This is a genomic window from Plesiomonas sp., from assembly GCF_051650925.1.
Taxonomy (GTDB): Bacteria; Pseudomonadota; Gammaproteobacteria; order Enterobacterales; family CAMTGL01; genus Plesiomonas.
This window is the reverse complement of sequence record NZ_JBOFRH010000533.1, coordinates 1-11,530: the sequence shown is the minus strand read 5'-3', so window position 1 is coordinate 11,530 and position 11,530 is coordinate 1. Positions and strand designations below refer to the sequence as shown.

The following is an 11,530-nucleotide window of genomic DNA, read 5'->3' as shown; positions in this document are numbered from 1 at the left end:
GCCTCGGTCGCTCTGCTAACCCGCGTGGCCGGATTGTCAAAAACACTGGCCCAGAATGTGGTGGCCTTTCGTGATGAGCATGGCCGTTTCGATAGTCGCCAGCAGTTGCTAAAAGTGGGGCGTTTAGGCCCGAAAGCCTTTGAGCAGTGTGCCGGATTTTTACGTATCAATGAGGGTAAAAACCCGCTGGATGCCTCAACGGTACATCCGGAAACCTATCCGGTGGTGGAGCGTATTCTGGCTGCCACCGGTAAAACGGTGCGCGATCTCATGGGCAATGGCGAGCTGCTGCGCAGTGTCAAAGCCAGTGAGTTTACCGATGATCGCTTCGGTTTACCGACGGTAACCGATATCCTAAAAGAGCTGGAAAAACCCGGCCGCGATCCACGGCCCGAGTTTAAAACGGCCACCTTTGCCGAGGGGGTCGAAACTCTTGATGATCTCTCTGCGGGGCTAGTTTTAGAGGGCACCGTGACCAATGTGACCAATTTTGGCGCATTTGTTGATATCGGTGTGCATCAGGATGGCTTGGTACACATCTCATCACTGTCAGATAAGTTTATTGATGACCCGCATAAAGTCGTGAAGGCCGGTGATATCGTTAAAGTGAAGGTGCTGGAAGTAGATATTGCACGTAAGCGGATTGCTCTGAGCATGCGTCTTGATGATCAACCGGCCAGTGCAGGGGCGAAGAGTAGCCCAAACATTGAGCGGAATAATGTCAGCGCGGTGCAGTCAGGTCGAACTGATCGCACTTCGGCAAGCCGGAGTAATCATACCGGCGGTAGAAACGCAAACCGCAGCACAAACCGCAATGACAGCAGCCAAGGTAACAGCGCTATGGGCGATGCGCTCGCAGCAGCACTGCGTAAAAGCAAATAACGGATATTGCGCATATCTATTTGGTGCATCACAGCATCATCGCGCATAACCGCACACATCATGGGAGGCTGTCGCCTCCCTTTTTTTATCCTTTGTATGCGGTTGTGGCATTTTGGGTATCACTGAGCGGATAAAAAAAACGCTCAGCACAAAAATGTGTGAGCGGATATTGTCCAACTATATCAGTAATCAGTAATCAGTAATCAGTAATCAGTAATCAGTAACAATTATGAGCGATCGTTAATATCGCAGTCACCAATCCGGCTAAAACACCAGAATGCGACAATAAACAGTAAAGCCCAAGGAACAGCCAACATCACGCCAATAATGAAATCTTGCATATTGCACCGCCTGACTGAATGGTCAATAGCCTTACAATAGGGCAATCTTATAATTCATGATATTTGAATAAAATGAATGTTACGTTCATTAAAAGTGAACATAATGAAATGAAAAGTATAAAAAAAGCACAAACCGGTAAGGCCTGTGCTTAGTTTGTGTATAGCGAGTGCAACAATATCACCGGTGATTTACCGCGTGATGTGTTTTCGGCGTATTACAGCTGTGGGCCTGCTTGCACCAGTGCTGCACCCTCAGGGGTATCGGTGTACTTGTCAAAGTTGGTGATAAAGCGTTGTGCCAGATCTTTGGCTTTATCTTCCCACTGTGCTAGTTCACTGTAGGTGTGGCGTGGGTCAAGAATACCGGCATCTGCTCCTGGCAGTGTCATTGGGATCTCAAGGTCGAAAATCGGCAGGGTAGCTGTCGGCATCTCTTCGATTGAACCATCGAGAATCGCATCAATAATTGCACGGGTATCTTTGATGGAGATCCGCTTGCCCGTACCGTTCCAGCCGGTATTGACCAGATAAGCCTGAGCGCCGGCCGCTTCCATACGCTTCACCAGCACCTCAGCGTACTGTGTCGGGTGCAGCGTCAGGAAAGCTGCGCCAAAACAGGCCGAGAATGTCGGGGTTGGCTCGGTGATCCCACGCTCTGTACCGGCCAGTTTAGCGGTAAAGCCAGACAGGAAGTGGTACTTGGTCTGCTCAGGGGTCAGCTTCGAAACCGGAGGCAACACACCAAACGCATCCGCAGTAAGGAAAATCACTTTATTGGCATGGCCAGCTTTTGATACCGGTTTAACAATATTTTGAATATGGTTAATAGGGTAAGAGACTCGCGTATTTTCGGTCTTTGAACCATCATCAAAATCAATAGAGCCATCAGCGCGAACGGTTACGTTTTCCAGCAGCGCATCACGCTTAATGGCATGGAAAATATCTGGTTCAGCCTCTTCTGAGAGCTTAATGGTTTTTGCGTAGCAGCCGCCTTCAAAGTTGAAGACACCGTCATTATCCCAACCGTGCTCATCATCACCAATTAAGCGACGCTTTGGATCGGTAGACAGGGTGGTTTTACCGGTACCAGACAGACCAAAAAAGACGGCGACATCCTCTTTTTCACCGACGTTGGCAGAGCAGTGCATAGAAGCAATACCCTGTAGCGGCAGCAGGTAGTTCATGACAGAGAACATCCCTTTTTTCATCTCGCCGCCATACCATGTGCCGCCGATCAGCTGAATGCGCTCAGTGAGGTTAAATGCCACAAAGTTTTCAGAGTTCAGGCCTTGCTCTTTCCAGTGAGGATTGGTGCATTTTGCGCCATTCATCACGATAAAATCTGGGGTAAAGTGTTGCAGCTCTTCCGCACTCGGGCGAATGAACATATTTTTCACAAAGTGTGCTTGCCATGCCACTTCGGTGATCACGCGGACTTTCAGGCGGGTATCTGGGTTTGCGCCACAGAATGCATCGACCACAAACAGGCGTTTGTGCGAAAGCTGCTTGGTAACCAGCGCTTTCAGATCGTGCCAGACTTCAGGGGAGATTGCTTTATTATCATTTTTGCCCTTACCCTGATCAGCCCACCAGATAGTATTACGGGTGGTATCATCGCGGACAATGTATTTATCTTTCGGAGAGCGGCCGGTAAAAATACCGGTATCAACAGCCACTGCACCCATATTGGTAACAATGCCACGCTCATAGCCGGAAAGGTTTTTGCAGGTTTCTTCTTGGAATAACAGTTCGTAGGATGGATTGTAGATGATCTCGTTAACGTCTTTGATTCCGTAACTGGCCAGATCCAAGACGATTGGGCTTTCTACCTCTAATACACTCATCTTTCAGCTCCTTTGTAATTGGACAATTCCTTGTTCCTAATAACCATACTAATGATGTGCCTAATCGATACAGCGAGCATCATCAAACTTTGGTTATTATTTTTAAGGGAAACACAAAGAAATGGCGGGAATGTTCCCGCCTTGTGATCAGTGTAGCTGATTTGATGAATTTGTGTGTGATCCGTTTCGAAGTGCCTGAATATCTATCGCATCGAATCGGTAATGGGCTTGGCAGTAGTCACAATGCATATCAATTTCACCGTTTTCCAACAGAATCTGCTCTATTTCTAACGGATCTACAGTCAAAATTGCTGCGCCAGAGCGCTCGCGTGAGCAGGTGCAGCTAAAACAGACCGCTTGGGCTGGATAGACAGTCACCTCTTCTTGATGATACAGGCGATACAGCACCTCTTCGGCCTCAAGCCCAAACATTTCATCAGCGGTCATGGTGGATGTCAGTTGGCTCAAATGCTCGAACTCATCACCATTAGCGTGCTCATCGGGCAGCACTTGCAGCAAGAAACCGCCGGCAACTGGCTGACCCTGATGCGCGCCGGTCAGCAAAAATAGGCGGGTTGGTAACTGTTCAGACTGGGCAAAATAGCCTTCAAGACACTCGGCCAGCGTTTCACCTTCCAGACCCACAATTCCCTGATAACGCTCACCCTGATTAGGGGTGATGGTGATCACTAAATGGCCTTGGCCTATCATCTGGCGCAGAGTCATCTCATCGCTGATATCACCCTGAACACGGGCGACACCACGCAGTTTTTGCAGGTGATCGCCATTAATGACCGCCAGACGTAACGGGCCATCGCCTTGCAGTTGTACGGTGATTGTGCCTTCAAACTTCAAGGTTGCGGTTAGCAAACTGGTGGCAACCAGCATCTCACCGAGCAACCGTTGTACCGGCAGTGGATAGTCGTGATTATTCAGCATCTGCTGATAAGTCTCAGCCAGACGCACCATCTCACCACGCACCGACACTTTATCAAACAGATAGCGATGCAGTTGGTCGTGTGTGTTTAAGCTCGGGGAGGTATGATCATGATTGTGCATAACGTTCTCTCGATTAGCGTTTTTGATGGCGAGCGGTTACTCGGCATCGTTATATTTAAAACGGAGCAGATCGCGGCGCTCTTTTTTATCTGGCCGCCGATCAGGGTGCGGCATCGATAATGCATTCATTTTACGTGCAAGGCTGACTTGCTCACGCTGCTGAATGCTCTCTGCGGTCTCTTGATACATCAATTGTGCTTCAATAGCACTGCGGCGTTGTTCTGCAATTAGCAAGATAATCACGGTACGCGCATCATTTCCCTGCCGTAATGTCAGGGTTGCACCCAGTTCAACCAGTTTACTCGGCTTACTGCGTTGACCGTTATAGTGAACTTTACCGCCTTCCACCATTTCACGTGCCAGAGCCCGCGTTTTATAAAAGCGTGCTGCCCAGAGCCATTTATCTAACCGTACTGCCGGTAGGCTATCTGCCCCCTGCGGTGACGTGCCTTTTTCAAGACGGCTTTTTCCGCGCATTGGCTACCCTGCTATGACTCACTGTATATGAGAAAAGTATCTCACTTCTCTGGTTGGAAGCCTACTGTTGTGAATAAGGGCACAAATTGCATATGGCGTAGTGGGAATATGTGGAAAATAGTGAAGGCAATAATGGGTATCTTGCTGAAAAACATTATTTTCAATTACTCTAAATTAGATGTCTAATCAAGTTGTTTTATTGTGATTTTAACTGAAACCTTCAAAAAAAAAGTTGTAACGTATTTCAGCGGGTAATGATTTATTACATACTATTGCAGTAATCTGTCACCCTGTTGTTTTATGCCATCATGTCATTTTAAAAAGTGGCCGATTCTCTTTTGCAGAGCGCTTGCTGTTTAGCCTGAGGGCTGTCTATAAAAGTAATAAAATAATACGATCAGTGATGTTAATTATTCGTTGCATAGTTATGATTGCCCAAGCATGTTCTCGGGTTAAAAATATAGGGAAATAACAGTGGTTTTGTTTGCCCGATTTTCGGCAGTGCTGCATCAATGCACTCAAACACAGTGGCAAGATCGTTGCGCCCGCGGGCTGCAACGCGCTTTGTGGCTGGCTTGTGCATGGAGCATCGGCCAATTGTTCTGGCTAATCTGGCCAGCTCCTGAGCCTCTACTCTTGCCCCCGATTGTGCGGGTACAGGCAACCGCACCCTTAGCCAACGCACTGACAGAAGCCGATCTTGGCATTGTTTTTCAGCAACAGTGGTTTGGTTCGTTATCCCCCGTAAAATCAGCGTCAGAGCCGGTCACAAAAGTGGTCGTGCCTACTAAGCTCAATTTTGTGTTGCGTGGCGTCGCGCCAAGCCAAGACTCTACCCGCAGTGTTGCGGTGATAGAGGCGCAGGGCAAACAGCAGAGCTATATGCTGGGGGAAAAAATTGCAGGTTCAAATGTCACTTTGCTGGCAGTTGAACCTTTACAAGTGCTGCTTGATAACGCCGGTCAGCATGAAGTTTTACGCTTACCCGGTGAGCCGGCCGCTCTCGAATCCTCGACCTCCCCAGTACGTGGCAATTCTACCAGCAACAAGCCACCAAATACGGCAACCCAAGAGCCGCCGATTGTTGATGCTGCGGCCGCTGACAGCGGGGTTGCCGAAGGAAGTGTTGTGAAAGCTGATCTGGCGGAAGTGCGCGCCTTAATTGCGCGTGATCCACAAAAGGTTCTGAACTACATCCGCTTAAGCCCAGTACGTAAAGAGAAAACATTGGTCGGCTACCGCGTTTCACCGGGGGCTAATCGTGCCCTGTTTGATTCGTTTGGCTTGAAAGATCAAGATATTGCGGTGGCGCTAAACGGGCTGGATTTAACCGACGATAAGCAAGCATTGCAAGTGATGCAACAGCTCGCCACGCTTCCCAGCATTACCCTAACTGTACAGCGTGCAGGAATGCGTTACGACATTCTGATCACGCCTTAAATTTTGATGGATATTTGCGTAATACAAGGGCAAACCATGATTAATAACATCGCACCCGAATCTTCAGCTCGGTTCAGGTTTGCCTGCAAGCGGGTAAAACCCACATTAAAAGCGTTAATGATCGCCTCTTTACTGATGGTACAAGGGGTAGCTTGGGCAAACGAGTTTTCGGCAAATTTCAAAGATACTGATCTCAATACTTTTATTGATACGGTCGGCCGTAACTTAAATAAAACCATTATTACCGACCCATCAATACAGGGGCGAATTAACGTTCGCAGTACTGAGCTATTAACCGAGCGCCAATATTACCAACTGTTTTTGAATGTGTTGCAGGCCAACGGGTATTCGGCGATCCCAATGGATAATGGCGTGCTTAAAGTGGTTAAGTCACGTGATGCAAAAACAGAGCCGCTGCCGGTTGTCAGTAACGGCACCGGGGGTTTTGAAGGTGATGAGATGGTCACCCGCGTAGTTCCGGTACGTAATGTCTCGGTACGGGAATTAGCCCCTTTATTACGCCAGCTGATTGATAGCGCAGGCTCGGGCAACGTGGTCAACTATGATCCATCGAATGTGATCATGCTGACTGGGCGTGCATCGGTGGTAAACCGTTTGGCTGATGTCATTCATCGGGTTGATTTAACCGGTAATAAAGCATCAGAGGTGGTTGCCCTGCGTAACGCCTCTGCTTCAGAGATGGTGCGAGTGGTTGATAGCCTCAATAAAGCCAATGATCAGAACCAGCCTGCAACCTTGAAATCGCAAGTGGTTGCCGATGAGCGAACCAATAGCATAGTAATCAGCGGTGATCCGGCTGTACGTGAGAGCCTCAAACGCTTGGTACGGCAGCTCGATTCTGAAATTGAAAATACCGGTAATAGCCGGGTGTTTTACCTCAAATACAGTAAAGCCGAAGATTTGGTGGAAGTGCTCAATCAGGTCAGCGGCACGCTGAAAGCCGGTAAAGATGCCCAACAGGGGCAGGCCGGTGGCGGTTCGCGTGGTAACGCACTGGTCTCTATCGCCGCCAATAAAAATACCAATGCGCTGGTGGTCACTGCCCCACAAGACATCATGCAGTCTTTGCAAAGTGTGATTGCCCAGCTTGATGTCCGCCGTGCACAGGTGCATGTCGAGGCGCTGATTGTTGAGATAGCCGAAGGTAATAACGTCAACTTTGGCGTGCAGTGGGGGTCAAAAAATGCCGGTTTAGTGCAGTTTGCCAACGGCAACCAGATCCCAATAGGATCGCTTGCTGGCGCACTGTATCAGGCCAAACCTGAACAAGGTTCAACCATTATCAATGATAACGGCTCAACCACCATTAACCCGGATAAACCCGGTGATATCTCCGCGTTAACCCAGTTGTTAAGCAGTTACAGCGGGGCGGCGGTGGGTATTGTGAAGGGTGATTGGGCCGCCTTAGTGCAGGCCGTTAAAACTGACTCAAACTCAAACGTGCTCTCAACCCCAAGTATCACCACGCTCGATAACCAAGAAGCCTCATTTATGGTCGGGCAGGATGTTCCGGTGCTGACCGGTTCAACTACCGGTTCTGATAATAAAAACCCGTTTAATACCGTTGAGCGGAAAAAAGTCGGCACCATGCTGAAAGTCACCCCGCAGATCAACGAAGGGAATGCGGTTCAGCTAACCATTGAACAAGAAGTTTCAAAAGTGGAAGGCCAAACCAACCTTGATGTGGTATTTGCCGAGCGTAAGCTGAAAACCACCGTACTGGCTGATGATGGCGATCTTATTGTACTGGGTGGTTTGATTGATGATCAAAGCGGTGAAAGTGTCGCAAAAGTGCCATTGTTGGGCGATATTCCGATTTTAGGCCACCTGTTTAAGTCAACGTCGAACAAGAAAGAGAAACGCAATCTGATGATCTTTATCCGCCCAACTATCCTGCGTGATGGCATGGCGGCCGATGGTGTTTCCCAGCGTAAATATAACTATATTCGGGCCGAGCAACTCTATCGTGATGATAAAGGCATGAGCTTGATGCCGCAGACACCGCTGCCAATTTTACCTGAATACGGTAAAGATGCAGACCTGCCAGCAGAGGTGCGTGCATTCCTGAATGCGCGGGGGATCAAGGCATGAGTGAGCAGGCCGCTGAGTTGCCATCACGCCGCTTGCCGTTCAGCTTTGCCCGCCGTTTTGGGGTGATTCTGGATACGGAATCTGGGCCTCAAGGTGCAGATTCGGCTACGGCTACTCCTGCATCAGAGGGCCAAATACTGCCTGATGCCACTCAGCGTGTGTGCGTCTACCATGCGCAACCGCTGGGCCTTGAAGTGCTGCTTGAGTTGCGGCGAGTGATTGGCAGTGCGTTTCGTTTACAAGTGCTTGATCCTGGCGAGTTTGAACAGCGGCTGACCCAATCTTATCAGCGTGACTCGAGCGAGGCGCGCCAGCTAATGGAAGACATTAGCGCCGAGGGTGACTTTTACACGCTGGCAGAAGAGCTGCCGCAGACTGAAGATCTGCTCGAAAGCGAGGATGACGCGCCGATCATCAAGCTGATCAACGCCATGCTTGGTGAGGCCATCAAAGAGGGCGCATCCGATATTCATATCGAAACGTTCGAGAAAGTGCTAGTGATCCGCTTTCGAATTGATGGCGTACTGCGTGAAGTGCTGCGGCCGAGTCGGAAACTGGCCACCTTGCTGGTTTCGCGGATCAAAGTGATGGCGCGGCTGGATATTGCTGAAAAGCGTATTCCGCAGGATGGCCGTATTGCACTGCTACTTGGCGGGCGGGCGGTGGATGTTCGGGTTTCAACGATGCCATCAAACCACGGCGAGCGGGTAGTACTGCGTTTGCTGGATAAAAATCAGGCACGTCTGACGCTTAGTCATTTAGGCATGCAGCCGCAAATGAGCGTGATTTTCCGCTCACTGATCTTCAAACCACACGGTATTTTACTGGTGACCGGCCCGACCGGTTCGGGGAAAAGCACCACCTTGTACGCCGGTTTACAGGAGCTCAACAGCCAAGAGCGCAATATCCTGACAGTTGAAGACCCGATTGAGTACACCCTTGAGGGGATCGGGCAAACACAAGTTAACAGCAAAGTGGATATGACCTTTGCCCGTGGGTTACGCGCCATTTTGCGTCAAGACCCTGATGTGGTGATGATCGGTGAGATTCGCGATCTGGAAACTGCACAAATTGCCGTACAAGCTTCGTTAACTGGCCATCTGGTGCTTTCTACTCTGCACACGAATACCGCAGTTGGTGCGGTGACCCGTTTGCGCGATATGGGGATTGAGCCGTTTTTGATCTCCTCAAGCTTGTTAGGTGTATTGGCCCAACGGTTGGTGCGCACTTTGTGTATTGATTGCCGCCGTCCGGCAGAGGCAACCGATGAAGAGCGTAAAGCGCTCGGTGTCAGCCACGCCAATCCGGTTACGCTTTATCATGCTGAAGGTTGTCCGAAGTGTAATCAGAAAGGGTATCGCGGGCGTACGGGCATCCATGAGTTACTGGTCGTTGATGAGTCAGTGCGCGAGATGATTCACTCCGATGCCGGAGAGCAGCAGATAGAGCGTTATGCACGTCTGCACAGCCCAAGTATTCGTGATAACGGCATGAGTAAAGTTTTGGCCGGTATTACAACGCTCGAAGAAGTCTTGCGCGTCACGCGGGAGGGATAATGGCGGCCTACCAATACCGCGCCCTGAGCGCCAGCGGCAAAACTGAAAAAGGGGTCATTGAAGCTGACTCTGCACGGCAAGCTCGTCAACTGTTGCGCGATAAAGGCCTGTTACCGACTGAGCTGACCGAAAGTACATCGCGTCAGTCCGTTGATTCTGATGGCGTAAAAACAGCGACCCCGCGCTGGCAGCGTGGCGCAAGTGCCGCAGATCTTGCACTGATCACCCGTCAGTTGGCTACACTGGTTCAGGCCTCGATGCCGCTTGAAGAGTGTTTACGTGCCGTCGGTGAGCAGTGCGAAAAACCGCACCTGAAAACGCTGATGTTTGCGGTACGCTCACGGGTACTCGAAGGCTATACACTGGCAGACAGCCTGCGTGCGCACCCTAAAGTGTTTGATGAACTGTTTTGCGCCATGGTAGCCGCCGGTGAAAAATCAGGTCATCTGGATGCGGTCTTGAACCGGCTGGCCGATTACACCGAACAGCGCCAGCATATGAAAGGCAAAATGCTGCAAGCGATGCTCTATCCACTGGTACTGACCGTGGTTGCAATCGGGGTTATCGGTATTTTGCTGGCCTCGGTCGTGCCAAAAGTGGTTTCTCAGTTTGAGCATTTAGGGCAGGCACTGCCAACCTCGACCCAGATACTGATTATCCTCAGTGATGGCGTTCGTGCATACGGGCTGTTTATCGTGATAGCCCTCGTGGTGGTTTCGGTGTTGTGGCAGCGATTGTTGCAGCGTCCGGCAGTACGCCTGCGGTGGGATAAACGTATTTTACGTGTGCCACTGGTCGGTAAAGTTAGCCGTGGGCTCAATACCGCCCGTTTTGCCCGTACGCTCAGTATTTTGTCATCCAGCAGTGTGCCCTTGCTTGAAGGCATGCAAATTGCCGCCAGTGTCGCCTCTAACCGCTATGTTGAACAGCAGGTCATGGCCGCATCAGAGCGCGTGCGTGAAGGTACTAGCCTGCGTGCCGCGCTCGATGAAAGCAAACTGTTCCCGCCGATGATGCTGCATATGATCGCCTCAGGTGAGCGCAGTGGTGAACTTGAACAGATGCTGACACGGGCTGCCGATAACCAAGACAGGGAGTTTGAATCATTAGTCAGCTTGGCATTGGGTGTGTTTGAACCGGTGCTGATTGTCAGTATGGCTGGCATTGTTCTGTTTATTGTGATCTCTATTTTGCAGCCGATGCTGCAGCTTAACAATATGGTCGGTATGTAAACCGCAGGCCGGTGATCGGCGTACTATTTTCAGGAGTTAAACCATGTCAGAAATTAAAATTATGCCCCAAAACCGTTTCTCTCGCCGTCAGCAGACATCCCCCAAGCAGGGTTTTACCTTGCTTGAAGTGATGGTGGTGATTGTTATTTTGGGTATTTTGGCCAGTTTGGTTGTGCCTAATTTGCTCGGCAACAAAGAGAAAGCCGATCAGCAAAAAGTGGTCAGCGATATTGTTGCGCTTGAGAACAGTCTGGATATGTACAAGCTTGATAACAGTGTTTACCCGACGACCGAACAGGGTTTACAGGCACTGGTCAGCAAGCCATCGGGAACACCTGAGCCGCGTAATTACCGTGAGGGTGGCTATATCAAACGTCTGCCACAAGATCCGTGGGGCAATGAGTATCAGTATCTTAGCCCAGGCGAAAAAGGCAGCACCGATATCTACTCATTAGGCTCTGATGGACAAGAGGGCGGTGAAGGCAGTGCGGCGGATATTGGTAACTGGAACATTAACGAGTACCAAAAATAGTGATCCGCCGTGGCTTTACTCTGCTTGAAATGATGCTGGTGATCTTTTTGATTGG

10 protein-coding genes are annotated in these 11,530 nt (G+C 50.0%); 7 read left to right on the top strand and 3 right to left on the bottom strand.

Features of this window, described 5'->3' with window-relative positions; all coding sequences use genetic code 11:
• Window positions 1-882, top strand: an 882-nt coding sequence (locus ACRC27_RS12720) for a S1 RNA-binding domain-containing protein (RefSeq protein ID WP_438640038.1), incomplete at its 5' end; no start/stop codon positions are given.
• A gap of 556 nt (window positions 883-1,438) precedes the next feature.
• Here the strand turns inward: ACRC27_RS12720 and pckA are convergent.
• From pckA to hslR, 3 genes are all read right to left on the bottom strand, one after another.
• Window positions 1,439-3,067 (bottom strand): phosphoenolpyruvate carboxykinase (ATP), encoded by a 1,629-nt coding sequence (pckA, locus tag ACRC27_RS12715; protein ID WP_438631736.1) that lies wholly within the window; start codon window positions 3,065-3,067, stop codon window positions 1,439-1,441.
• A 147-nt stretch (window positions 3,068-3,214) separates the two neighbouring features.
• Window positions 3,215-4,126 (bottom strand): Hsp33 family molecular chaperone HslO, encoded by a 912-nt coding sequence (hslO, locus tag ACRC27_RS12710; protein ID WP_438631734.1) that lies wholly within the window; start codon window positions 4,124-4,126, stop codon window positions 3,215-3,217.
• Window positions 4,127-4,162: 36 nt separating this feature from the next.
• Window positions 4,163-4,603 (bottom strand): ribosome-associated heat shock protein Hsp15, encoded by a 441-nt coding sequence (gene hslR, locus ACRC27_RS12705; RefSeq protein ID WP_438623800.1) that lies wholly within the window; start codon window positions 4,601-4,603, stop codon window positions 4,163-4,165.
• A 480-nt stretch (window positions 4,604-5,083) separates the two neighbouring features.
• Here hslR and gspC point away from each other — a divergent pair, with 480 nt between their 5' ends.
• From gspC to ACRC27_RS12675, 6 genes are all read left to right on the top strand, one after another.
• Window positions 5,084-6,043, top strand: a complete 960-nt coding sequence (gene gspC, locus ACRC27_RS12700) for a type II secretion system protein GspC (protein WP_438640037.1) — start codon at window positions 5,084-5,086, stop codon at window positions 6,041-6,043.
• Between the two features lie 117 nt (window positions 6,044-6,160).
• Entirely contained in the window at window positions 6,161-8,155 is a 1,995-nt protein-coding gene (gspD, locus tag ACRC27_RS12695; protein WP_438623798.1) for a type II secretion system secretin GspD, read from the top strand.
• Complete coding sequence (gene gspE / locus ACRC27_RS12690; protein WP_438631730.1) at window positions 8,152-9,711, top strand: type II secretion system ATPase GspE; 1,560 nt, start codon at window positions 8,152-8,154, stop codon at window positions 9,709-9,711. Before gspD ends, gspE begins: the two co-directional genes overlap by 4 nt.
• The gene (gspF, locus tag ACRC27_RS12685; protein WP_438623796.1) at window positions 9,711-10,943 is read left to right on the top strand and encodes a type II secretion system inner membrane protein GspF; all 1,233 of its coding nucleotides are present in this window, start codon (window positions 9,711-9,713) and stop codon (window positions 10,941-10,943) included. The genes gspE and gspF overlap by 1 nt, the downstream gene beginning before the upstream one ends.
• 61 nt (window positions 10,944-11,004) lie before the next feature.
• A complete protein-coding gene (gene gspG / locus ACRC27_RS12680; protein ID WP_438623866.1) occupies window positions 11,005-11,475 on the top strand; it encodes a type II secretion system major pseudopilin GspG in 471 nt (156 codons plus the stop codon).
• Window positions 11,475-11,530, top strand: a 56-nt coding sequence (locus ACRC27_RS12675; protein ID WP_438640039.1) for a prepilin-type N-terminal cleavage/methylation domain-containing protein, incomplete at its 3' end; no start/stop codon positions are given. The genes gspG and ACRC27_RS12675, both read left to right, overlap by 1 nt.